Origin of the sequence: Xanthomonas euroxanthea, assembly GCF_900476395.1 — a bacterium.
Lineage (GTDB): Bacteria > Pseudomonadota > Gammaproteobacteria > Xanthomonadales > Xanthomonadaceae > Xanthomonas > Xanthomonas euroxanthea.
Window position 1 is genome coordinate 390382 of the sequence record NZ_UIHB01000001.1, and the last position, 22729, is coordinate 413110.

Sequence of the window (22729 nt, forward strand, 5' to 3'; positions counted from 1 at the left end):
ACTGTGATCCAGGTCGTGGACAGCTCGCCCACCCGCACGTTCGTGCTCGCCCATTCGAGGTCTGCGGCCGATGACGCGCGGCGTGCCCGGCAGGCGTCAGTCGGCGCGGTGCGGCGCGTTGCGGGCGCGGTACTGCTCCACCCACGCGACCGTCTGCGCGATGCCGCCGAACGGGAAGAAGTGCAGGCTGACCTCTCCATGCGCTCCGGTGAGGCCGGTGGCCAGGCGATCGACAAACCGATCCGGCCCGGCGGTGCCCAACAGCTTGCCCAGCGAGATGCCGTACTTGGACAGCATCGCGGTGCAGGCGCCGACACCACAGCGTGCGGCATAGCGTGCAAGCACCGCCACGCCGGCGGGACCAGGCACGCCCACCCGCACGGGGTGTGCGATGCCACGCGCGCGCAGCGCATGCAACCACGTCAGCACGAGGTCGGCATCGAAGGCGAACTGGGTGACGATCAGCGGTGCCATGCCGCGCTCGGCGATGCTGCGACACTTGCGTTCCAGCACATCCCAGCGCTCGCTTGCAGGCATGCCCGGATGTCCTTCCGGATGCCCTGCCACGGCGATGGTCCGGATGCCGCAGCGCTCGAAGACCCCGGTGTCGATCAGCGACACGCTGTCCGGAAACGGACCGATCGGCGACGGTGGATCGCCCGCGATCACCAGGCAACGCTCGACGCCAGCCTCATCGACGGCGCGCCTGACGAAGGCGTGCAGTGCGTCGCGCGAGCCGATGCGGCGCGCGGACAGGTGCGGCATGGGCGCAAAGCCGAGCTTGCGCAACATGCATGCCGCGGCCAGCCGCGCGGCGTCGTCCTGGTTGGGCAGGTAGGGGATGGCAATGGTCGCGCCACGCATGATCGCGGGCGCCGCTGCGCTCAGCCCGGCAATGTCGGTTGCGCTGACCTCCAGGGAATAGGCATCGGTGATGGTGCTGGCGAGGCTGGGCGTGTCCGGGTCGATCAAGGGTGTTGCCGTCCTGTCGTGGTGATTGGCTGCGCCGCTGCGTCAGCCCTGATCGAGCGGGCAGGGGCCAGGGAGAACGTTGAATTCCGTCGGCGTCATGGCCCGGCCGGCGCTCAATCGTCCTGTTCCCCATCGCCATAGAATTTCACGCCCAGTTGTATGCGATGGCGACCGCTTTCGGCGCGGTGCCGGTTGGTGTCACGCAGCGAGTAGACGCAGCCGCAGTATTCCTGCTGGTAGAAGTTCTCGCGCTTGCTGATCTCGACCATGCGCGAGGAACCGCCGCCCTTGCGCCAGTTGTACTCCCAGTACATCAGGCCGGGATACCTGGCCGCAGCGCGAACGCCGCAGTCGTTGATCTGCTGCATGTTCTTCCAGCGCGAGATGCCCAGCGAGCTGGTGATCACCGGAAAGCCATGTTCGTGCGCATACAGCGCGGTGCGTTCGAACCGCATGTCGAAGCACATCGTGCACCGGATGCCGCGTTCGGGTTCGTTCTCCATCCCGCGGGCCCGCTCGAACCAGTTGTCCCGATCGTAGTCGGCATCGACGAAGGGCACGCCGCACTGCTGCGCAAAGCGGATGTTCTCGTCCTTGCGCAGCTCGTATTCCTTGCGCGGATGAATGTTGGGGTTGTAGAAGAAGATGGTGTAGTCGACGCCGGACGCCAGCATGGCCTCCATCACCTCACCCGAGCATGGCGCGCAGCAGGAATGCAGCAAGACCTTGTCGTGGCCGGCAGGCAGTGGAAGTGGCGTGCGCGTGGCGATGCTGTCCATCAGTGGGCTCCCGGCGGAGTGGTCGTTGTGTCGGCGGTGGTGTTGGCGGTGCCATTGGCGGGCTGGCGCGCCAGTTCGATGAAGGCACGCAGGTAGTCGACGGCGATATCCGCCTCGCGTGCGCCCAGGAAGATCTGCTTGGGGATGCCGCGCGCGCCCAGCCGCACCGGCACCACGTCCATCCTGGACGCATATTCCTCCACCAGCCAGCGTGGCATCGCGGCCACGCCGCGGCCACTGGCGACCATCTGCATCATGATGTCGGTGGTCTCGATGGCCTTGTGGCGCCGGGGCGTGACCCCGGCCGGCAGCAGGAACTGGCTGTAGATGTCCAGGCGCTCCAGGTCCACCGGATAGCTGATCAGCACCTCCCGGGTCAGCTGCTGGGGCTTGACGTAGGCCGCCGACGCCAGCGCGTGGCCCTTGGCCACGACCAGCACCTGCTCGTAGTCGAACACCGGCTCGAACCGCAGCCCGGGCTTGTACAGCGGGTCGGGCGTGACCAGCAGGTCGATCTCGTAGCCGAACAGCGCGCCGATGCCGCCGAACTGGAACTTCTGCTTGACGTCCACATCCACGTCCGGCCAGGTGGCCAGGTAGGGCGCCACCAGCTTGAGCAGCCACTGGTAGCAGGGATGGCATTCCATGCCGATGCGCAGCGCGCCGCGTTCGCCCTGCGCGAACTGGCCCAGGCGCTCTTCGGCCAGGTCCAGTTGCGGCAGCACCCGGTTGGCCACTGCCAGCAGGTACTGGCCCGCCTGGGTCAGGCGCAGGGTGCGGCCTTCGCGCAGCCACACGTCGGTGCCCAGCTGCTGCTCCAGCTTCTTCATGCTGTGGCTCAGCGCCGACTGGGTCAGGTTCAGCACGCCTGCGGCGGCGGTCAGCGAGCCCTGCTGCTCGACCTGCTGGACGATGGTGAGATGGATGCGCTCAAGCATTCAGATGATCCGAATTCATGGATTGTTGAAATAACACCATTTTACTTCATTGAATGCGAGCCCTAGCATCGGGGTTCGTCGTTTCAGGTCAACCCCGCATGACTGTCAACGTGCCACATCCCCTCCGCGTCGTCGCGGTCTCCGGCGGGCTGCAGCGCCCCTCCAAGGCCGTGGCCCTGGCCGAGCACCTGCTGGGCCTGATCGCCGAGGCCGTGCCGTGCGAGCAACAGCTGGTGGAACTCGGGGCGTTGGCACCGCAGTTTGCCGGTGCGGTGTGGCGCTCGCAGCTGCCGGCAACGGTGGAGCAGGCACTGTCGGCGGTGGAGCAGGCCGACGTCGTGGTGGTGACCACGCCGGTCTATCGCGGCTCCTTCACCGGGCTGTTCAAGCACTTCTTCGACTTCATCCACCAGGATGCCTTGATCGACACGCCGGTGCTGCTGGCGGCAACCGGTGGCAGCGAGCGCCATGCGTTGGTGATCGACCACCAGTTGCGGCCGCTTTTCAGCTTCTTCCAGGCACGCACGTTGCCACTGGGCGTCTACGCCACCGACCGCGATTTCCTGGACTACCGCGTGCACAACGAGGCCCTGGCCGAGCGGGCCAGGCTGGCGGTGCAGCGTGCACTGCCGCTGATCGCATTGACGCGGCAGGCACGTGCCATCGCTGCAGAAGACGTGGCTGCGGCCTGAGGCCATCCAGCCCACGGCTGCTCGGCGGGCCACCACACCCGTCGCCGGCCACAGGATCCGTGGGTGATTGCCGGCCGGTCCGGAGTGGCGGCATCCACCCGGCGGGTATCCATACCTGCGCCGAGACCTGCGCTCGTATTCAACTCGGAAACAAGGCGTCAGCTTGCAATGACTCAAGAATTCACCTTCAGCATCAACAGCGTCCGGTTTGACGAGGACTACCGTCCCGCGGCCAATACGCGCAACACGACCAACTTTGCCAACCTGGCCAGAGGGCAGCGTCGGCAGGAGAACCTGCGCAACACGCTTGCGATGATCGACAACCGCTGCAACGACCTGGCGCATTGGGATAACCCCGGGCGCGACCGCTACGCTGTCGAGCTGGACATCATCTCGGTCCAGATGCACATCGATGCGCGCGAACACAGCGATGCCTTTCCGCTGATCGAGATCCTGAAGCCCAGCATCCTCGACAAGACCACCGGTGCGCGCATCGAGGGCATTGCAGGGAACAATTTTTCCTCCTACGTGCGCGACTACGATTTCAGCGTGCTGCTGCCAGCGCACAATCAGGATGCGTCCGGCTTCAGCATCCCGGACGATTTCGGCAGCCTGCACGGAACGCTGTTCAAGCACTTCGTGGACTCGGACGCCTACACGGCGCGCTTCACCAAACCGCCGGTCATCTGCATCAGCGTCTCCACCAGCAGGCTCTATCACCGAACCGGAAACCGGCACCCCATCCTGGGCATCGAATACCGGCAGGACGACTTCTCCTTGACCGATCGGTATTTCGCCAAGATGGGCCTGCAGGTGCGCTATTTCATGCCGCCGAACAGCGTTGCCCCGCTGGCTTTTTACTTTGTCGGCGACCTGCTCAACGACTACACCAACCTCGAGCTGATCGGCACCATCAGCACCATGGAAACGTTCCAGAAGATCTACCGGCCAGAGATCTACAACGCCAATTCCGCGGCAGGGGCCATCTACCAGCCGAGCCTGAAGCACCAGGATTATTCCGCTACCCAGATCGTCTACGACCGCGAGGAGCGCAGCCAGCTCGCGGTGACGCAGGGGAAATTCACCGAGGAGCACTTCATCAGGCCCTACGGGACGATGCTCGCGCAGTGGGCCTCCAGCCACGCTGTCTAATCAACAGGAACGCAAGACACCACTCATCATGAAAAAGCTGCTCCCCACGTCTACCGCCGGTAGCCTGCCCAAGCCTTCCTGGCTCGCGCAGCCGGAAAAACTCTGGTCTCCCTGGAAGCTGCAGGACGCCGAACTGATCGAAGGCAAGCAGGACGCATTGCGCCTGTCGCTGCAGGAACAGCAGCATGCCGGCATCGATATCGTCAGTGATGGCGAGCAGACCCGCCAGCATTTCGTCACCACCTTCATCGAACACCTCAGCGGCGTCGATTTCGAAAAGCGCGAAACCGTCAGGATTCGCAATCGCTACGACGCCAGCGTGCCGACCGTGGTTGGCGCGGTCAGCCGCCCCAAGCCCGTCTTCGTGGACGATGCCAGGTTCCTGCGCCAGCAGACCCGGCAGCCGATCAAGTGGGCGCTGCCCGGTCCAATGACGATGATCGACACCCTGTTTGATGCGCACTACAAAAGCCGCGAAAAGCTGGCATGGGAATTTGCCAAGATCCTCAATGAGGAAGCCAGGGAGCTCGAAGCGGCCGGCGTGGATATCATCCAGTTCGACGAGCCGGCCTTCAATGTCTTCTTCGACGAGGTCAACGACTGGGGGGTGGCCACCCTCGAACGCGCGGTCGAAGGGCTCAAGTGCGAGACCGCCGTCCATATCTGCTATGGCTACGGCATCAAGGCCAATACCGACTGGAAACAGACCCTGGGCTCGGAGTGGCGTCAGTACGAAGAGTCGTTTCCCAAGCTGCAGACATCGTCGATCGACATCATCTCGCTGGAGTGCCACAACTCGCACGTGCCGATCGATTTGATCGAACTGGTGCGCGGCAAGAAGGTGATGGTCGGGGCCATCGACGTGGCGAGCAATACCGTCGAAACACCGCAGGAGGTGGCCGAGACGCTGCGCAAGGCGCTTCGCTTTGTCGATGCCGACAAACTCTACCCGTCCACCAACTGCGGGATGGCGCCGCTTGCCCGGGACGTCGCAAGGGGCAAGCTCAAGGCGCTCAGTGCGGGCGCAGAGATCATTCGTGGAGAGCTGGCAGCCCGCTAGCACGCCGGTGCCGGCACTGGATCGGCGGTCAAGGCACCAGGGTCGAGGCGAGTACCATCCTGCCAGCGTAACGGCTAGCCACGACCGGTGAAGCAACAACGAACAAGCCCCCGCATGCGGGGGCTTGTTCGTTTTCCATCGGCGGGCAGGGGTCAGTAATTGACCTGCAGCTGCAGCCGCAGCAGGTCGCCTTCCACCACCGGATACGGCGCGGTGGTGACGTCGGTGCGCTTCATCTTGGAATAGGCGAACACCAGTTCCAGCGCATCCATCGGCTGCCACTCGACGCCGGCTTCCACTTCGTCCAGGCGCATGCGCGGCGCATTGGTATCGAACTTGGAGCCGCCGCGGTAGGTCTGCCACTTCAGGTACGGCAGCAAGGTGCCGTAGCTGCCATCGTGCTTGTACATCGCCTGCACATAGCCGCCGCTCAGCGAGCGGGTGCGGATGCGCCGCTGTTCCACATCCAGCTCCGGGCCACGGCCCACCGTCCACTCGGCCTGCAGGCCGAACGGCTGTGGGTAGTAGATGATGTGCGCGGCCACGCGCTGGTCGGTGTAGCCGTTCGGGTCGGTGATGGCCGGGGTGAAGCTGCGGCCACCGATGTTGACCGCCGCCGCGGTCGGAACGAAGCGGCCGCTGTAGGCGTCGGCACCCACTTCCAGGTACTGGCCGTTGGCGAACTTGAACGGGTAGGTGGCGTGCACCACCGCATGCATGCTGTCGTTGCGCTCGGCGCGGTTGGCGCCCTGGCCGTTGTACACGCCGGCACCGATCACGCCGTAGTCGCCCGAGCCCTTCAAGCCTGACTTGACCAGGTCCTGGAAGCGGCCCTTGGCCACGGTAGGGCTGTAGTAGAACACCGCACCGATATCGCGTTCGTCGCGCAGGCCGGAGTTGAGTGCGTCTGCGCGGTCCAGCGTGAGACGGTTCTGGCTGGACTGCAGGTTCTCCCAGCCGTACGGCATCTTCGACTGGCCCACGCGCACGCGGTACTCGCGCTTCTTGTCGAAGTAGATGTCGGCATACGCATCGCGCAGCTGCGCGAAGTTGGAGGTGGTCGACCCGGTCGGCGTGCTCGCAAAATCCGGCTGGAAGTACAGCGACACGTGCTCGTTGAGATCGCCGCTTAGCACCAGGCGCGCGCGGCGGATGCCCAGGCTCTGGTCGTTGCCGATGAAGCGGTCGCCGGGTGCGCGCAGATCCTGCGCGTCGCCGCCAATGCCCTGGTTGTAGCGGATCTGCGTGTAGCCGCGCAGGCTCAGCTTGTCGTACCACTTCTTGCCGGCTTCGCTGGCCTTGGCCGGCGCTGGTGCGGGCACGGGCGCAGGTGCGGCCTGGGCGATGGGCGTATCGGCTGGCACCGGCGCTGCGGGGGCGGGCGGCAATGCCGGGGCGGCCGGCATCGCCGACGCCGGCAGCTTGCCGTTCTCGTCCACCTGCACGAACTTGCCCAGCTTGTCGCGGCCCGGGGCCGGCTCGGCGAAGATCTGCTTGGTCTTGCGGTCCACGTACAGCTCCAGCTCGGCAGCCAGCGTGCTGCCACTGGCGGTCGCGCTGAGGGCGCACAGGACGGTGGCGAGATTGCGTTTTTTCATGGGTCCGGCTCGTGCAAGGGAAACGGGTCGGCGGCAGCATCAGGCCGGCGCTGCCCGGCGGGGCGGCGAACACGGCACCGGCACGCCACCAGGGCGACCGGTCGTCCTGACGGTGCGGCAATGCGTGCAGTTATATTTAGATTTGATGTCAGTTTGGTGACATCGGCAGCCTGCACGGCGCAACGCTGTGTCAGCTGCGTGTCCGGCGCGTGTCAGTTGTGCGACGCACCGAAGGCGGGCCCATCGGCGCGCAGGTCGGGCGCCGGGCGCCTGTGGTGCCATGCTGGCATCAGGCCACGCAGGGCCACGCGGAGACGGTGAAGCAAGATGCGGGTGCCCACGCAAGGCCGTAGCCGCACGCCGTACAGGGCCACGGCGCGGCGGTTGCCTCTGGCGCGAGCGGGCGAGGGGCGGTGAATCAGAACAGGGCGAAGGCGTGTCGTCGCCCGCCTTCGCCGGATCACTCAATGCCTGGCAGGTTGCCGGGCCGGTGCTGCTGCAGGGTGTCGAGCAGCGCGATGCCAGGGCTCGCCTCAGCCGGCCGGCGCCGCCTGCAGTGCCGCCGCCACCGCATCGGGCAGCGACGTGGTCGGGCGGCCGATCAGCTGGCTCAGCGTGTGGCTGTCGTCGAACAGGCTGCCGCCACGCGAGGACGCCGAGCACTGCGCCAGCACCTGCGCGAAGGCGGCCGGCAGGCCGATCTGCACCAACGCCGCCGCGTAGTCGGCTTCGGGCAGGTCGTGGTAGGCCACCGGCTTGCCGGACTGCCGCGCCACCTCGGCGGCGTACTCGGCCATCGTGAAGGCGGTATCGCCGGCCAGCTCGTAGACCTTGCCGGCCTGCGGGGTGTCGGCGGCCAGCACCGCTGCGGCGGCCTCGGCATAGTCGGCGCGCGTGGCCGCGCTGATCCGGCCCTCGCCGGCGCTGCCGATCACCGCGCCATGCGCCACTTCGGCCGCGATCGAACCGGTGTAGTTCTCGGTGTACCAGCCATTGCGCAGCAGCACATGCGGCACGCCGCTGTCGCGCAGCAGCGCTTCGGTGGTGACATGCTCGGGTGCCAGCGACAGCGTGCTGGTATCGGCGTGCAGCACGCTGGTGTAGGCCAGCAGGTCCACGCCGGCGCGCTTGGCCGCCGCGATCACGTTGCGGTGCTGCGGCACGCGCTCGCCCACCGCGTTGGACGACACCAGCAGCACCCGGCCCACGCCCGCGAAGGCCTGGTCCAGGCTCTGCGGGTCCGTATAGTCGGCGCGACGCACGTTGATGTCGCGTTTTGCGAACTGCGCGAGTGACGCTGTATCGCGGGCCGTTGCTACGATCCGTGCGGCCGGGACACGCGCCAGCAGTGCTTCGACCACCAATGCGCCCAGCTGCCCGCTGGCGCCGGTGACGAGGATCAGGGGGGAGGTGTGTGCCATGGTGAACTCCAGTAGGTATTGATAAGAGGTGTGGTCTACTATCTAGACTCTTGGTCCGCGCACCTATTGTCAGTGCCGTTCAAACCTCCGCAAGGAGGCAGTTTTCCACCCCCTGGTTACCGTGAGATATCCCAGTGAACGCGATTGCTCTGTTTCCGCCGCCGCCGTCCCTGCAAGGCATGCCGTTCGATGCGACCAAGTGCCCGGTGCGCGACGTGCTCGATCAGATTGGCGACAAATGGACCATGTTGATCCTGCTGACGCTGATCCCCGGTCCCTCCCGCTTCAGCGCCATCCAGCGCGCCGTGCCGGACATCTCCAAGCGGATGCTGACCCAGACCCTGCGCAACCTCGAGCGCAACGGCATGATCACCCGCAAGGTCTACGCAACCAAGCCGCCCAGCGTGGAATATGCCTTGTCCAAGCTCGGCGTGGCGCTGCTCGACCCGATCTCGCAGCTGCTCAACTGGGCAGGCGAAAACCATGCCGCCATCCGCTCCGCACGCGAACGCTTCGATCGTGCCCAGCAGGCGGCGGTTGCGCTGGATGCCGACGAAGCGATGGCATAGGCATCCGCCTGCCGTAATGAAGAGGAAGCTGGTGGCGCTGACTGCCAGGTGGGCCAGTCGGCGCGCTGGTTGATCGTCGGTGTGCGGAACAGGGATGCAGCAGTGGGCCGATGCCACGTTTGCCAAGGGCTGCCGTGCATTGGTGGCGCATCGGTCTCCCGTCCCCTCAAGCGCGGGTCAGCCCCGGCGAGGGCGTGTCGTGCGCCGCTGCTGTCGACAGGCGCAGTCCGGCGCGTGATCCACACCAGGGGTGAGGGCATCACGGCCGCCTTACGCCAACAGCGAGCTGCCGCGCTGGCCGCTGCGCACGTTGCCGCCGCCGTCTCTGCGGCACCGCCGGCACGCCGGTGCACCAATGGCAACTGTGAAATGGTGCTCACAAAATCCCGCGCCGGATAAACGCCCGATGGCGCCACCATCAGGGCCGCAGCCCGCAAACCCTTGCGGCATCATGGGCCGGCCGCGCGCTATCACCGCCATCGCAAATTTCAATCGCACGCCTGCTCAAGCGCATGCACCGGTATCCGATAAGGGCTCACCTGATCTCGTGAATCCGCCGCGCCATGCCTGTCTTCGGCACCTTGTCCGCCTCAACGCGACGCACCCTGGGCGCTGCCCTGCTCGCGCTATGGTGCGGCTGGATCGCCGTGGCCTGGACCACGCCACCTGCGCACGCCAACGACGTGGCAAGTGCGTGGACGCAGGTCCAGGCCAGCCTTCCGGCCGCGCAGCAGACGCCGATGCTGATCGGCGTCGCAGGCGCCTGTGCGTGTAGCGATCTGGCCGCCGATCGCGCCTGGGCCGTGCTCAGCAGCGCGGTGCGCGCGCGTGGCGGGCAGGTGCGCATGCTCGACACCCCTGCGTTGCGTGGCAGCGGCTATGCCGTGTGGCTGCTCGGCGCCGACGGCCAACCGCGCTATGCCGGCCCTGCAGACGGTGGCGCCGTGTGCGGCACGGCCGGCGCGGCGGAGTGGTCGCGCTGGTTACCCGATGTCCTGGCGCGCACCCCCGGTGCCGCGCTGGTGTCCCCTTGTCCTTGTGCCGTGGAGTCGCTGTCATGATGGAACTGTCCGCATCGGCACCGCCGACCTCCACCTACGCCACTCGCCTGGCGATCAAGGCCGACCGCTTGTTTCTGTGGCTGGCCGTGCTGCAGGGCATCGGCTCGCTGGGCCTGGCCTGGTACCAGGGCCAATGGACCACGTTTGTCGCCGTCACGCTGCCCAGCCTGTTGCTGATGGCCTGGCAAGTGCAGGCCAACCCCGGTACGCGCCTGACCCGCATCACCAATGCGCTGGTGCTGATGGCCCTGGTCGCGGCCACCATCCAGCAGGCGCATGGCCTGGTGGAAATGCACTTCGGTGTATTCGTGATCCTGGCGCTGCTGCTGTACTACCGCGACTGGCTGCCGGTGGTGGTCGCCGCAGGCGCCATCGCCGTGCATCACCTGGCGTTCTACTGGCTGCAGTCGCGTGGCATGCCGGTGCAGGCGTTCACTGTCGGCAGCGGGTTTGGCATCGTGGTGCTGCACGCCGGTTATGTGATCGTAGAAACTGCCTTCGTCTGCGTGATGGCGATTCAACTGCGCCGCCAGGTCGACGCCCTCGACCACGAGGCCGAGGCACTGGTCGAACTGGCCGACACCCTGGCCACCGGCGCGACCTTGCCGCCGGCCATCCTGCAGCAGCCCTTCCGCAGCGGCTCGCTGGCGCAGGCGCTGGTGCGCATGAGCGTGCAGGTGGAAGAGCGCATCGCCCAACAGCAGCAGCTGCTGCTGGAAAATCGCCGTATCCGCCTGGCGCTGGATGCATCGGCAATGGCGGTGGCCATCGTCGACGGGCAGGGCGCTGCCATCTATCGCAACCAGTCGTTCCAGCAACTGAGCACGCAGGTCGACCCACAGGTGCTGCACAGCGCACTGGCCGATGCGGTGCAGGCCGGGCATGACGCCGGCACCAGCAGGACGCGCGCGCTGGCGGCGCTGCAGCTGCAGGAAAACATCACTCCCGTCCGCGATCACGACGGCGCCTCGCTGGGCGTGGTGGTGGAGTGGCAGGACCGCACGCAGGACCTGGCATTGGAAGAACAGCTGGCCACCGTCATTGCACAGGCGACGCGTGGCGAGCTCGGCGCCCGTCTGCAGGGGCACGCCAGCGGCGGCACGCTCGGCCAGCTGGCCGAGGGCGTCAACCAGTTCCTCGCCATCACCGACGACAGCCTGCGGGACATGCGCCGCATGCTGGCGGCGATGTCGCGTGGTGATTTGTCGCAGCGCATCGATCGTCACTGCGAAGGCGTGTTCGAGCAGATGAAGCGCGACGCCAATGCCACCGCCGACGAGCTGGCGCGCATCATTGCGCAGATCCGCAGCTCCAGTACCGCCATCAATGACGCTGCCGGCCAGATCCTCACCCGCAACGATGCGCTGGAGCAGCAGGTGCAGCGGCAGTCGGCCACCCTGGGCCGTACCGCCACCCAGATGCAGGCCGTGCTCGGCACCATGCAGCAGCACACCGCGCAGGCGGCCGACGCCGACAAGCTCACTGCCGCCGCATCCGAGGCCGCGCGCAGCGGCGGCGACACCATGCACCAGGCGATGGGCACCATGCAGCAGATGGAACAGGCCTCGCGCCGCATCCAGGACATCGTCTCGGTCATCGACGCCATCGCCTTCCAGACCAATATCCTGGCCCTCAATGCCGCGGTCGAAGCCGCACGCGCCGGCGAGGAAGGCCGCGGCTTTGCCGTGGTCGCCGGCGAGGTGCGCGCGCTGGCATTGCGCTCGTCCACCGCCGCCAGCCAGATCAAGACCCTGATCGGCGAATCGGTCACGCATATGCAGGCCGGCGTGCAGCAGGTGCGCCACGCAGGCGAAGGCATGCAGCATATCGTCGCCACCATCGGCCAGGTCAGCAGCACGCTCAGCAGGATCGCCACCGCCTCACAACAAGAGGCGGGCAGCATCGCGCAGGTGCATCACACCCTCGCCGGTGTGGATACGGACATGCGCGACGGCGTCACTCGCATGCAGGACGCCAGCGCCGCCGCACGCGCCATGGGCGACCATGCCGCGCAGCTGCAGGATGCAGTGAGTGCGTTTGTAGCCGATGAGCGCGATGGCAGCGTTGGTGAAGTGCAGCGGCTGCGCGTTGCCTGATCTACATCAGATTATCTCTGGCGCGCGATAGCACCACGCGCCACCTTGCCTGATCGCCGGAGCTGACGCCGGGTTTTCCAGGGCCGATAGTGCAACCATCGCTTTCGGCCTGCCGGTCCACAGAAGCTGTCCAGCGGCGTTGCCAGCGCCTACATCAGGCGGCGCTGCAAGGCAGATGGCAGCGTAGGGCCTGATGCTGACGCCTGCCGACTACTTGCGTAGCTCGCGCAGCTTGCCGGTGAACCAGGATTGGCTCGATACAGGCGCAGCATTGCCACAACGCACCTGATACGGCTTGCCCGACATGCTGCTCTTGGTGGCGGCAAGTTCGATAAAGGACTCGGTGGACGTCACCAGTCCTTTTTTCTGCAGATACTCGTACTTGCGCTGCAAATGTTCGCTGGCTTTCGGCGCCGCGTACCACGACCCATTGCGCGAAAACTCGCAGTTGGATTGTTCAAGGACCCTGAAAAGCTGACCGACCTCGCGCGTGGTGGCGGGCGAAATCCCTTGGGCTGAAACCGATGCACAGACACCGAGCAGGAACACTGCAAGACACGATCTAATATTCATCGACGAATGGTAGCGCATGAAAGTGCCTGCCGACCGGCATCGAGGGGCGGTACCGAAACAGCTGCGGATGCGCTGCCAAGGCCGCATTTCACAGCGGTTACCAGACGGTATCAACCTCGGCCCCAGCGGCACAGCGCCGTCGGCCTAGCGACATGCGCCTGTCACCTCATGCAGGCGTCAGATGGCCCCACGCCGGCGCGCCAAGGCAATGCCGAACACGGAGCCAAGCGAGAGACCCAGGCCGATGCCTTGAGCCAAGTTGCCCATTGCTCCCCCGAGGGCCGCCCCAAGGCCTGCGCCGATGGCAATGCTGGCGCCGACCAATTTGGAATAGAGCTTGGTATCTGCTGGTTTCAACATGAGCATTCCTTCGTTGATGGTTGAACCGATCCGCCTGGCGATGGCCCTGCACTGCGCAGGCGGTCACTGACACACACCACGGCCTTGATTTTAATGCCTTGGACTCGCGTTGCAACACAGGAGCCTGCGCGCTGTGTCAGCGGCAGCGTGACGTCACGACATCCAAAAGGCCGATGTTTTACAGCAAGCGACGCGTCATTAGACGCCCGCTCAAGCGGGTTCAGAACCGTTAGGGAAGCGTTATCTAGCGAGCAAGGCCAGACCAGCGGCAACGCAACAATGGAGCCATCAGGAGGATGCTAGACATCCGCCGGCGCGTATCGCAACAGCGTCGAACCCTCGAAGTAATTCCCGTAATACTCGCCCGCCCGCAAACCCGGGTTCGCCTCAAAATCGATGTAAGGCTCGGAGCAATGCGGGCAGCGGAAGGGATTGAGGTAGGCATAGCGGGACCCATCCGGCGCCGACGGCAGTGCATCTTCCAGCGCAGCAAGCGCTTCGGCATCCGGATCGGACAGCGCTGCAGGGCTGCCAGGCAGATGGCTATCGACCGTAATGGTGTAGTTGCCAGACCCCGAGTAGAAGTATCCCGCGTTGCTAAAGCCGGCGTGGTAGGAGCGGATCAGGAACGAACGCTTGCAATGGTCGCATTCGCAGGAAAGCACCACGTTGCTATTTGTGACCAAGCCGTTGAAGTGCAGCCCCCTGGCAAACAGTCCCTTGCCTGCAAGGGCGGAACTGTTGACGCTGGCACCCGGCAGGAAGAACGGCTGAAACCTGATCCCGGATGCCTTGCCGGTCGCAAATGCGTCCGGATCGAGCTGCTCGGTCTGCGAAATGACGCAGTCCGCCTGGCACCCGAGGTTGGGATGTACGCGAACCGAGAAGTGGAACCACCCAGTCGCAGCACCAAGTTCATGCCGGTGCACCTCTCCTGCCGAGTCGGCAAACTCCAGGATGCTATCGGCCCTCAACCACGAAGAAGGCTTGATCTCGCACGGAACATCGTTCTGGTCAACGCGACACAACTCCTGTCCATTGGCTCGAACGATCAGTAATGGAGCAGCTTTCTTCTTGAAGATGGAGAACATGCTTTCCTTGGCGGTAAGGCGTGAGTAGGAGATCGGATCGCTGGGCGACTGGACAGATTTTAAGGCTTTAGCTTCGCCTGCGGCGAGCCAAGGACCATGCCCATGAGAAGAGCAAGCAGACGCCGAAGAGCGTAAGCAGAAAAGCGGCAAGCCCCGCCCAGGACATGCCGAACAGCCAAAGGCCAGAATGACACGCGACCGGGTCTCTTGCGGTGAACGCAAAAGTGGCGCAGGGCGAAGGAGTTTTGGTGTGATGCCACCAGATGAGCGTAACGGAAGCACCGAAGACCACCAGTAGCGCAGCCAATAGCCGAAGCGCCCGATATCCAACCGGCGTCTTTGTTGATTTCGGATGTGTGCACATGTGCAGAGCGGCCTTACGCCTAAATGAGGTGTTGGGGCTTACCACCCCTGAGCCTGCGCAAATGATTCAAGTTGTTGCTGAACCTTGGCAGCTAGCTCCGGTGAGGTGTAGAACGCAAGGTCAGGGGCGTCCACATCATCCTTGAACGCAACCACCACCAAGCGCTCGCGTTTACCATTTAAGGTGGCCGAGAACTCCCAACTGCCCATTGTCTCAACCGGCAACGCATCGATTGATTCTTTGAGTGCGTCGGCGTCTAGATTGGTGCTGACAGAGCCAGACAACTCGTGCAGGAATGGTCCAACCCCATCCTGATCGAAGCTCATGGAAGCTTCGGAGAGACCAGAGACGTCAATTTTTGGAGCGGATGCCGAGCAGGCTACGCCTGATGCGAAGAGGAGAAAAGCAAGGGCTGCAATGATCTTTCTCATAGGGCCTAATCGCCAGGTCAAGCCGACCCGCGACGTGGTTCCGGCTTAGTGAATTGTCAGGCCGCATGCCGATACGTCACGGCTGCAAACCAAATGATTGCTGCAAGCACAAGCATGACGATCCATCCTGATCTTTGATGGAACGGCACTGGGTTGCACCCGATCTGCGCTTCTGCCGCCGAAGCGCTAACTATCCAGCCGTGGGAGCAAACAGGACAAATGAGCTGGTACTGCTTGGAGATGACCCACCCGAAGAGATGATAGAAGTGTCCGTACTTGTACTTGAGACGCAGTGTGAAGTCTTGCTTCTGCTCGCACCTCTGGCAGTACTCATGTTCTGCCAGGTCGAAGGTCAGCACTCGCTCGCCCCATCCCCAAAGAATCATCTGTCTCTCTCGAAATATCTCTAGCGGTCTAATAACTGGATTAAGCCAGCCCGCGAGGTGGATCCGGCTTGAATGAATTGCCAGGCGTCGCCACTAGTCACTGCTCCCGGCGCAGCCAGAGTCCCCCGCATCGCAACCGGAAAAACCAATGTCCTGACCACCCGATGCGCCACCATCGGATGACAGATAGAACGGGTCACTTGTATCGGACGATGTGGAGCCAGCTGCCTGAGAAGAAGCAAATGCCGCACAAACGACGGCGCCGATGACTGGAACAAGCCAGATGACAGCAACTTGCAATGCGCGTTGTGATGGCGACAGCGTCGAAACGCGAAGCACTGCAACCGATGCGACGATATTGCCAAGAGCAAGTACCGCACCCAATAGAAGCATCAACTCCATCCAAACCTCCAAAGTTGCCTGACCATTACTGGGGCTGCCCGTGTGGCGTAAAAAAAGATCCTCGCCGAGTCGTCCATGGCCGTCAATCGCTGCAAGCCTTTGCGGCAAACGCTCGTTATGCCAGTGCGGCTGGCCGTGACCGTGTGCCATGCCATAGTCAAGTTGATCCAACGTGAGATGCAGGACGACGGCTTGGTGCTCCATCTTTGTCCTGCACGAGGAGCGGCGAGCACGCCGGGCGTGGTAATAAAATGCATTGCGCTCGATGCGGGCGTGGGCGTGCATGCTGCATGGTTCACCCGCTTAGTCCTTGGGTGCCACGGTCACGACCAGCTCACCGTTGCGCATGCGGATGTCGAGCTTGCTGCCGATGGTGAAGCCCAGTTGTTCCAGCCAGCGGCCGCGTAGGCGCAGCGTGGGGATGCGTTGGTGGCTGTCGGGGTAGTAGCCGTAGCCGACGGTGCAGCGTTGCGGGGCACGCGGGTGGCCCGGGCGGCGCGGTTTGCTGGGATCGGGGCGGGGCTCGGGGATGGCGGGGCGGTCGAGGTAGGGCCGCGGCGTGATCGTTGGGTCGAGCGAGCGCCAGACGATCTCGGTGGGCGGTGGCACCGTGGCGCGCTTGCGCGCTGGCTTGGGACGGGACGTGGATCGACGCATGGCAAAGCCCTCCTTGACGAACAGGCCCCGTCGCCGGATGGCGACGGGATGTCGGGAGGTTAGAAACCGCTAACAGTCGGCGGGCGTATTTCCCCAAAGGGTGTTGTATTAGCCGCCCTCCCGACGCAGGCATCGCGTCGGTTGCACCCACAAGAAACTGCAGGCACAAAAAACCCACCGGTTTGACGGAGGTGGGTACCGCTGTTAGGGGAGTTTCTACGCTCCTTGAGTTAGAGATTGCTGCGTGTTTGTTGGGATGTCAACTGCCTCGACAAGCAGGGAGCCGATCAGCGTCCAACGAAGCCGTTGCCCATACCGATGAGGCATCTGGAAAATAAGCCTGACCCCTTATTCTCAATTTTTAGCGGGCTGATGCACCTCAGACTCCAGGCGAAGAACGCGGTATCCGAGAAAGGCGCACAAGACAGCCATAACGCTGAGCAAGCCTTTGAACACCATAAAATCTTCAGCTAGGTCTAACGCCTGAGTTAAGCCGACTCACGTAGCGGTTTCGGCTTGGGTGAGTTGCTGTGGCTCAGCATTGCTAGAACGTAGCCTGCTAGTGCGTACAACATAGAACGCAAGATACCCCACGGCTCGAGTATCTCACCGACATGCGCACCCAGTGCCAAAGATAGAGCCATGTCAGTCAGCTGTACTAGCAAGAATGCAGAAACTACATGCCACGCCCTACGAGTCGGGGCACCAGTGGCAAGGCGCCAGTAGCAGACGACTGCAATAAGCCCAGTTGCAACACGCCTGAAAAGGCGGGCTCTCTCTACTAGTTGGTCAATCGTCGCCGGCTCGATCTGCGAATGAGCCACCCAGACTCCGCTAAGAACACCGACACCACTGGTCAAAATCATGAGTAGAGCAGACCAGCCAACGACGCGCTTCCAGTTCACAGCACTCTCCTCCTGAGTTCCAACACCGGAATCAAGCCGACTCGCGAAGCGGGTTCGGCTTGAGTGAAGTACTAGGCGGCAGCTTACCGCCCATTGGCACGACTAGCCTCCTGAAAAAGCGCGGCCAGGCCCGAGCTGGGCATCTTGCTGAGCCTGTCATACGCGGGTTTGGTGGCGGACTCGGTCCCATTACCTTCGCCGCGCAACTCAATGCCACCGTTACCGTCCGGCATGAGGATAAAGACAAACGGAGCAGCGGGATTGGGCGCGCGGGCAGCGACCACTACGGAACGCCCGTCAGCGCAGCCATATATCAGCCACTCATTGCCTCCGAACTGCTTTAAGGCCGGTCCAATGTTGCATTGAAGCGCGGGTTGCTCAGTGACAGGCACAGTCGACGAGCTAGCAGCGAGAAGTGCGATGAATAGAGTTGCGATCATGTCTGCTCTGCTGCCTAACACCTGAGTTAAGCCGACCCGCGAAGCGGGTACGGCTTGAATGACTTGTTAGGCCGCGGACCTGCGCGTAACCAGCCAACCAACTACGGAACTCGCAAGCCCGCCCCAAACCACTCCGATTGGAAACTGCACGCCGATGAGGTATGCAGCGCCAGCACCGATGCCCGAGCCCACTAGAGCAAACCATGCTACTTTGCGCTTGCGCGCGAGATAAGCGGTCTCCGCTATACGCTTTTGGCGAATCTGCTCCTGAATACGTAGATCCGGCCCCAAAATAGCCTTCGCGATTGCATCGGCTTGTGTCCTTTCCATCTTGCGATGACTCCTGATAGCGGCGAACGCCTGAGTTAAGCAGCGCCGCGAAGCGGCGACGGCTTGAATGGATTATTAGGCTTGCGCCCGTGCACCTTTGGCCTGCACGAACCGACCGATCATATAGACGATAGCGCCGCAAAGCAGCACCACGCCGCCGATGTTGCGGACAATAGATTGGAGATCTCTATCCGGAAGAAAGAACGAGGTAAAAGCTATCACTCCTAGGATCAGGTCCGTGCTCGGCTGCGGCTTCGTCACTACAGCCTGCGAGCAGGCGTCTGTGGGCTGGATCCGACGCTTCATTCTGGCCAACGGCCAACGGCATCCAATACAGATGCGACGGGTAGAGGTCGAGGCGTTTCTCACCGAACTGGCAACGCAGGGCCAGGTGTCAGCCGGCACGCAACATCAGGTGCTGGCGGCGCTGCTGTTTCTGTATCGCGATTTTTTGGGCGCGGAGTTGCCCTGGATGGAGAAACTGCAGCGCGCCAAGCGGGCGCGGCCCATTCCGGTGGTGCTCTCGGCCGAGGAGTTGGCGCGCGCACCATGCAGGAGCTGTTGGGCCACAAGGATGTAGCGATCACGCCGGTCTACACGCATGCGCTGAGGCGCGGGGCGTCGGCGGTGCGCAGGCCGATGGATGGGCTGCGCATCGGCGGTGGATGACGCTGCGGGCAAGCGAAGTCAACCCGTTGTGGCGTTTGCAGTCAGGCGTCGGGACTGAAAGGCCTTCCACAGTCCGATGTCGGGTTGCCATGAAGACCGCTGAGAATCCGCAGTCTTCATGGCAATGCCTCAGCCGTCCAGCAGCGCCTTGTCCCGCACCGCACCCTTGTCCGCACTGGTCGCCAGCAACGCATACGCCTTCAGTGCCGTGGTGACCTTGCGTGGACGTACCTCGACCGGCTTCCAGCCCTTGGCATCCTGCTCGGCGCGACGCAGGGCAAGTTCCTCGTCGGAGATCAGTAGGTTGATCGAACGATTCGGGATATCGATCAGGATCTTGTCGCCGTCGCGCACCAGGCCGATCGCGCCGCCTGCGGCGGCTTCCGGCGAGGCGTGGCCGATCGACAGGCCCGAGGTGCCGCCGGAGAAGCGGCCGTCGGTGAGCAGGGCGCATTGCTTGCCCAGGCCCTTGGATTTGAGATAGCTGGTGGGGTAGAGCATTTCCTGCATGCCGGGGCCGCCCTTGGGGCCTTCGTAGCGGATCACCACGATGTCGCCGGCCTTCACTTCGTCGGCGAGGATGCCCTTGACCGCCGAATCCTGGCTCTCAAAGACACGCACATTGCCTTCGAACACGTGGATGGATTCGTCCACGCCTGCGGTCTTCACCACGCAGCCGTCGCGGGCGATATTGCCGTACAGCACGGCCAGGCCGCCTTCCTGCGAGAAGGCGTGTGCGACATCGCGGATGCAGCCTTCACTGCGATCGGTATCCAGGCTGTCCCAGCGGGTGGCCTGGCTGAAGGCAATCTGCGTGGGGATGCCGGCCGGGCCGGCCTTGTAGAACGTGTGCACGGCCTCTGCGTCGGTCTGGGTGACGTCCCATTGCGCGATGGCATCGGCCAGCGTGCGTGCGTGCACCGTGGCCGCGTTGGTGTGCAGCAAACCGCCGCGTGCCAGCTCGCCGAGGATGGCCATGATGCCGCCGGCGCGATGCACGTCCTCGATGTGGTACTTGGGCGTATTCGGCGCCACCTTGCACAGCTGCGGCACGCGTTTGGACAGGCGGTCGATGTCGCGCATGCCGAATGCCACCTCGCCTTCCTGCGCGGCGGCGAGCAGATGCAGGATGGTGTTGGTGGAGCCGCCCATGGCGATGTCCAGGGTCATCGCGTTTTCGAAGGCCTCGAAGGTGGCGATGCCGCGTGGCAGGGCGGTGGGGTCTTCGCCGCCATACCAGCGATGGCACAGCTCCACCGCCACGCGCCCGGCGCGCAGGAACAGCTGCTCGCGGTCGGCGTGCGTAGCCACCACGGTGCCGTTGCCCGGCAGCGACAGGCCCAGCGCTTCGGTCAGGCAGTTCATCGAGTTGGCGGTGAACATGCCCGAGCACGAGCCGCAGGTGGGGCAGGCGCTGCGCTCGAACTCGGCCACCTTTTCGTCGGAGGCGCTGTCGTCGGCGGCGATCACCATCGCGTCGATCAGGTCGAGCTTGTGTTCGGCCAGCTTGGTCTTGCCGGCTTCCATCGGGCCGCCGGAGACGAACACGGTGGGGATGTTGAGCCGCAGCGCGGCCATCAACATGCCGGGGGTGATCTTGTCGCAATTGGAAATGCACACCAGCGCGTCGGCGCAATGCGCGTTGACCATGTACTCGACCGAGTCGGCGATGATCTCGCGGCTGGGCAGCGAATACAGCATGCCGTCGTGGCCCATGGCGATGCCGTCGTCCACGGCGATGGTGTCGAACTCCTTGGCCACGCCGCCGACGCGTTCGATCTCGCGCGCGACCAGCTGGCCGAGATCCTTCAGGTGCACGTGCCCGGGCACGAACTGGGTGAACGAGTTGGCGATGGCGATGATGGGCTTGTGGAAGTCGCCATCGCGCATGCCGGTGGCGCGCCACAGTGCGCGGGCGCCGGCCATGTTGCGGCCGTGGGTGGAGGTCTTGGAGCGGTACTCGGGCATGGCGAAGTCGACGGCTGATTGGCGAGCGGTGGCTGGCAATTAGACCGCGTCGCAACTGTTGCTGCTGCAACGGTCGCGGCGCGTTCCGGTGATCTGGCACGGTAGCACGCGGGCGCATGCACGCCGTGCTGGCGGGCGGGCGAGGGCATCGTGCGCAGCGCACGCGGAATGCAGCAGCGCCGGCCGGCACTGCACGTGAACACGCGCCCCGGCTCCCGCTGCATCACGTCGTCGGCCCGGCATGTAATGCGATGTAAACGTATGCGGGCGCGCATGCAGTGCCCGGAGTGCGAACCGGAGCGCAGATCGCGCCGCCGGGACATCGGCAGGATTGTCCCTAGACCGGTGCGGCCAATGGGGGAGCAGCACCGCCAAGGATCTCCACCAACGGCACCGCAGGAGGCGCCCATGTCCGACCATCCTCATTCACGCCGCACGGCGGCAACGTCGCATCCCATCGACCAGACGCCGGCGGCAACGGCCGGCATCACCCGCCGTCGCGTGCTGCAGGGTGCAGCCGGCGCGGCGGCGCTGGCGGGCCTCGGGTGGGGCGGCCGCGCGGCCGCGCAGAGCGCCACCCTGCCGTTCGCGGGCCTGAACCTGTCGGGCCTGGCCTCCAACAGCTATGTGGAGAATGCCGAGATCGGCACGCACTACCGCGCCATCACCGCGCAGCACGTGGCTGCCGCCGGGGCCTGCCCGCTGTTCCGGCTGCCGACCACCGCCGCGCGCTTCACGCGTGGGCAGGGCGTGGCCTTGAACGAGACCTACTGCCGCCAGGTCCAGGACGCACTGGACCACATCGCCGTACGCGGCAAGCGCGCCATCGTGGAGCTGCATGACTACATGCGCCTGCCGCAGCGGGTGGCCGCCAAGTCCGGCTACCGGCGCGACGCCAGCGGCACGCTTGTCGATGCACGCGGCAACCGCGTCGACAACCCGGCCGCAACCGAGGTCTGGGCCGACACCTATCCGCTGCGCAGCTTCGGCTACCAGGGCTATTTCGATCGCCGCGACCAGTTGCTCAAGCTCTACGAATACCGCGTGATCGGCACGCCGGGGTGCACGCTCTACAACGAGGCCGGCCTGCCCGACCTGTGGGCACGCATCGTCAACCGCTTCAGGCAACACCCGGCGGTGTTCGGCTGGGGCGTGATGAACGAGCCATATCAGGGGAAGGAGCGCAACGCCGATGGCAGCGTGTTGTCGATGGCGGCGCACTGGCAGAACACCGCCACCGCGTGCTGCAAGACCATCATCGATCGCGACCGCGACCACTTCGTGTTCGTGTGCGGCAACGGCTATGCCAGTGCCCGGCTCTGGCAGCAGGACTCGATGGGCCTGTTCGACATCCCCGATCCCTACAACCGCATCGTCTACGAAGCGCACAACTACCTGGATAGCGACGGAGCTGGCGGCGGCAACTGGGTCGGGCCCGGCGGGCGCAACGAGGTGGTCAAGCCGGACACCGGCATCGAGATGGTGGCGCCCTTCATCGAAGCCCTGCAGCATGCCGGCAAACGCGGCTATCTGGGTGAGCATGGCTATCCGGCCGACAACCACAGCGCGGAGGTCGCCACCACGCGCATGCTGGCGCATCTGCAGGCCAACAATATCCCCAGCACGCAGTGGTGCTTCGGCCCCGGCTGGCCGGATGACGATGTGCTGGGCATGAGCCGCGACGTGGGCGCGGACATCCAGGCCAAGAGCAATCTCGCTGCGGTGCAGGCCTTCTTCGACGTGCGCCTGTCCGGCTACGTGCCGCCACCTCTCTAACCCCGGCGCCGCCGCGGCCCGGAGGACGCGGCGGTTTAC

20 protein-coding genes and 1 pseudogene are annotated in these 22729 nt (G+C 64.5%); 8 read left to right on the forward strand and 13 right to left on the reverse strand.

Going from position 1 to position 22729, the window contains the following annotated elements; translation table 11 throughout:
- Positions 1-96 precede the first annotated feature (96 nt).
- The 3 genes from CPBF1521_RS01660 to CPBF1521_RS01670 all read right to left on the reverse strand — a co-directional run bounded on the left by CPBF1521_RS01660 (position 97) and on the right by CPBF1521_RS01670 (position 2689).
- Positions 97-972, reverse strand: coding sequence for a methylenetetrahydrofolate reductase (locus CPBF1521_RS01660; RefSeq protein ID WP_181901069.1), 876 nt, complete (start codon positions 970-972; stop codon positions 97-99).
- Between the two features lie 113 nt (positions 973-1085).
- Entirely contained in the window at positions 1086-1751 is a 666-nt protein-coding gene (locus CPBF1521_RS01665; RefSeq protein WP_115675699.1) for an epoxyqueuosine reductase QueH, read from the reverse strand.
- The gene (locus CPBF1521_RS01670) at positions 1751-2689 is read right to left on the reverse strand and encodes a LysR family transcriptional regulator (protein ID WP_104649551.1); all 939 of its coding nucleotides are present in this window, start codon (positions 2687-2689) and stop codon (positions 1751-1753) included. The genes CPBF1521_RS01665 and CPBF1521_RS01670 overlap by 1 nt, the downstream gene beginning before the upstream one ends.
- A gap of 98 nt (positions 2690-2787) precedes the next feature.
- On the opposite strand from CPBF1521_RS01670, the gene msuE reads away from it, so the two are divergent.
- From msuE to CPBF1521_RS01685, 3 genes are all read left to right on the forward strand, one after another.
- Positions 2788-3381, forward strand: coding sequence for an FMN reductase (msuE, locus tag CPBF1521_RS01675; RefSeq protein WP_164739280.1), 594 nt, complete (start codon positions 2788-2790; stop codon positions 3379-3381).
- A 168-nt stretch (positions 3382-3549) separates the two neighbouring features.
- Entirely contained in the window at positions 3550-4533 is a 984-nt protein-coding gene (locus CPBF1521_RS01680) for a DUF1852 domain-containing protein (protein ID WP_115675700.1), read from the forward strand.
- A 28-nt stretch (positions 4534-4561) separates the two neighbouring features.
- Entirely contained in the window at positions 4562-5593 is a 1032-nt protein-coding gene (locus CPBF1521_RS01685; protein WP_104583888.1) for a methionine synthase, read from the forward strand.
- A gap of 152 nt (positions 5594-5745) precedes the next feature.
- On the opposite strand, the gene CPBF1521_RS01690 is transcribed toward CPBF1521_RS01685, so the two are convergent.
- On the reverse strand, positions 5746-7191 hold the full coding sequence (locus CPBF1521_RS01690) for an OprO/OprP family phosphate-selective porin (protein ID WP_115675701.1): 1446 nt from the start codon (positions 7189-7191) through the stop codon (positions 5746-5748).
- A 533-nt stretch (positions 7192-7724) separates the two neighbouring features.
- Positions 7725-8612 (reverse strand): SDR family oxidoreductase, encoded by an 888-nt coding sequence (locus CPBF1521_RS01695; RefSeq protein ID WP_115675702.1) that lies wholly within the window; start codon positions 8610-8612, stop codon positions 7725-7727.
- Positions 8613-8746: 134 nt separating this feature from the next.
- Between CPBF1521_RS01695 and CPBF1521_RS01700 the strand changes: the two genes are divergently transcribed.
- The 3 genes from CPBF1521_RS01700 (at position 8747) to CPBF1521_RS01710 (ending at position 12338) form a co-directional block, all read left to right on the forward strand.
- Complete coding sequence (locus CPBF1521_RS01700; RefSeq protein ID WP_104583885.1) at positions 8747-9181, forward strand: winged helix-turn-helix transcriptional regulator; 435 nt, start codon at positions 8747-8749, stop codon at positions 9179-9181.
- A gap of 563 nt (positions 9182-9744) precedes the next feature.
- Positions 9745-10242, forward strand: coding sequence for a hypothetical protein (locus tag CPBF1521_RS01705; RefSeq protein ID WP_115675703.1), 498 nt, complete (start codon positions 9745-9747; stop codon positions 10240-10242).
- Positions 10239-12338: a methyl-accepting chemotaxis protein gene (locus CPBF1521_RS01710; protein ID WP_235858380.1), complete on the forward strand. Its 2100-nt coding sequence runs from the start codon at positions 10239-10241 to the stop codon at positions 12336-12338. The genes CPBF1521_RS01705 and CPBF1521_RS01710 overlap by 4 nt, the downstream gene beginning before the upstream one ends.
- A gap of 210 nt (positions 12339-12548) precedes the next feature.
- On the opposite strand, the gene CPBF1521_RS01715 is transcribed toward CPBF1521_RS01710, so the two are convergent.
- The 7 genes from CPBF1521_RS01715 to CPBF1521_RS01745 all read right to left on the reverse strand — a co-directional run bounded on the left by CPBF1521_RS01715 (position 12549) and on the right by CPBF1521_RS01745 (position 16602).
- The gene (locus tag CPBF1521_RS01715; protein ID WP_235858381.1) at positions 12549-12887 is read right to left on the reverse strand and encodes a YfeK family protein; all 339 of its coding nucleotides are present in this window, start codon (positions 12885-12887) and stop codon (positions 12549-12551) included.
- A gap of 201 nt (positions 12888-13088) precedes the next feature.
- Positions 13089-13271 (reverse strand): hypothetical protein, encoded by a 183-nt coding sequence (locus CPBF1521_RS01720; RefSeq protein ID WP_180496860.1) that lies wholly within the window; start codon positions 13269-13271, stop codon positions 13089-13091.
- A gap of 299 nt (positions 13272-13570) precedes the next feature.
- Positions 13571-14362 (reverse strand): hypothetical protein, encoded by a 792-nt coding sequence (locus CPBF1521_RS01725; RefSeq protein ID WP_115675704.1) that lies wholly within the window; start codon positions 14360-14362, stop codon positions 13571-13573.
- A gap of 402 nt (positions 14363-14764) precedes the next feature.
- Positions 14765-15157 (reverse strand): hypothetical protein, encoded by a 393-nt coding sequence (locus CPBF1521_RS01730; protein ID WP_147295406.1) that lies wholly within the window; start codon positions 15155-15157, stop codon positions 14765-14767.
- Between the two features lie 56 nt (positions 15158-15213).
- Positions 15214-15543, reverse strand: coding sequence for a hypothetical protein (locus tag CPBF1521_RS01735; protein WP_115675706.1), 330 nt, complete (start codon positions 15541-15543; stop codon positions 15214-15216).
- A 93-nt stretch (positions 15544-15636) separates the two neighbouring features.
- Positions 15637-16230 (reverse strand): hypothetical protein, encoded by a 594-nt coding sequence (locus CPBF1521_RS01740; RefSeq protein WP_147295407.1) that lies wholly within the window; start codon positions 16228-16230, stop codon positions 15637-15639.
- 18 nt (positions 16231-16248) lie between these two features.
- Entirely contained in the window at positions 16249-16602 is a 354-nt protein-coding gene (locus CPBF1521_RS01745) for a SymE family type I addiction module toxin (RefSeq protein WP_115675707.1), read from the reverse strand.
- 1921 nt (positions 16603-18523) lie between these two features.
- On the opposite strand from CPBF1521_RS01745, the pseudogene CPBF1521_RS01760 reads away from it, so the two are divergent.
- Positions 18524-18821: pseudogene (locus CPBF1521_RS01760) on the forward strand (phage integrase N-terminal SAM-like domain-containing protein); the annotation flags it as partial.
- 254 nt (positions 18822-19075) lie between these two features.
- Here CPBF1521_RS01760 and ilvD read toward each other — a convergent pair.
- Positions 19076-20914, reverse strand: coding sequence for a dihydroxy-acid dehydratase (gene ilvD / locus CPBF1521_RS01770; RefSeq protein WP_104650571.1), 1839 nt, complete (start codon positions 20912-20914; stop codon positions 19076-19078).
- Positions 20915-21322: 408 nt separating this feature from the next.
- Here ilvD and CPBF1521_RS01775 point away from each other — a divergent pair, with 408 nt between their 5' ends.
- The gene (locus tag CPBF1521_RS01775; RefSeq protein WP_115675711.1) at positions 21323-22690 is read left to right on the forward strand and encodes a glycoside hydrolase family 5 protein; all 1368 of its coding nucleotides are present in this window, start codon (positions 21323-21325) and stop codon (positions 22688-22690) included.
- Positions 22691-22729 lie beyond the last annotated feature (39 nt).

What these genes read in the sequence shown, in the direction of transcription:
- ilvD (WP_104650571.1), bottom strand. Translation starts at nt 20,914, where the DNA reads ATGCCCGAGTACCGCTCCAAGACCTCCACCCACGGCCGCAACATGGCC.
- CPBF1521_RS01730 (WP_147295406.1), bottom strand. Translation starts at nt 15,157, where the DNA reads ATGAGAAAGATCATTGCAGCCCTTGCTTTTCTCCTCTTCGCATCAGGC.
- CPBF1521_RS01740 (WP_147295407.1), bottom strand. Translation starts at nt 16,230, where the DNA reads ATGCACGCCCACGCCCGCATCGAGCGCAATGCATTTTATTACCACGCC.
- msuE (WP_164739280.1), top strand. Translation starts at nt 2,788, where the DNA reads ATGACTGTCAACGTGCCACATCCCCTCCGCGTCGTCGCGGTCTCCGGC.
- CPBF1521_RS01745 (WP_115675707.1), bottom strand. Translation starts at nt 16,602, where the DNA reads ATGCGTCGATCCACGTCCCGTCCCAAGCCAGCGCGCAAGCGCGCCACG.
- CPBF1521_RS01735 (WP_115675706.1), bottom strand. Translation starts at nt 15,543, where the DNA reads ATGATTCTTTGGGGATGGGGCGAGCGAGTGCTGACCTTCGACCTGGCA.
- CPBF1521_RS01690 (WP_115675701.1), bottom strand. Translation starts at nt 7,191, where the DNA reads ATGAAAAAACGCAATCTCGCCACCGTCCTGTGCGCCCTCAGCGCGACC.
- CPBF1521_RS01695 (WP_115675702.1), bottom strand. Translation starts at nt 8,612, where the DNA reads ATGGCACACACCTCCCCCCTGATCCTCGTCACCGGCGCCAGCGGGCAG.
- CPBF1521_RS01775 (WP_115675711.1), top strand. Translation starts at nt 21,323, where the DNA reads ATGTCCGACCATCCTCATTCACGCCGCACGGCGGCAACGTCGCATCCC.
- CPBF1521_RS01725 (WP_115675704.1), bottom strand. Translation starts at nt 14,362, where the DNA reads ATGTTCTCCATCTTCAAGAAGAAAGCTGCTCCATTACTGATCGTTCGA.
- CPBF1521_RS01680 (WP_115675700.1), top strand. Translation starts at nt 3,550, where the DNA reads ATGACTCAAGAATTCACCTTCAGCATCAACAGCGTCCGGTTTGACGAG.
- CPBF1521_RS01710 (WP_235858380.1), top strand. Translation starts at nt 10,239, where the DNA reads ATGATGGAACTGTCCGCATCGGCACCGCCGACCTCCACCTACGCCACT.
- CPBF1521_RS01665 (WP_115675699.1), bottom strand. Translation starts at nt 1,751, where the DNA reads ATGGACAGCATCGCCACGCGCACGCCACTTCCACTGCCTGCCGGCCAC.
- CPBF1521_RS01670 (WP_104649551.1), bottom strand. Translation starts at nt 2,689, where the DNA reads ATGCTTGAGCGCATCCATCTCACCATCGTCCAGCAGGTCGAGCAGCAG.
- CPBF1521_RS01705 (WP_115675703.1), top strand. Translation starts at nt 9,745, where the DNA reads ATGCCTGTCTTCGGCACCTTGTCCGCCTCAACGCGACGCACCCTGGGC.
- CPBF1521_RS01720 (WP_180496860.1), bottom strand. Translation starts at nt 13,271, where the DNA reads ATGTTGAAACCAGCAGATACCAAGCTCTATTCCAAATTGGTCGGCGCC.
- CPBF1521_RS01685 (WP_104583888.1), top strand. Translation starts at nt 4,562, where the DNA reads ATGAAAAAGCTGCTCCCCACGTCTACCGCCGGTAGCCTGCCCAAGCCT.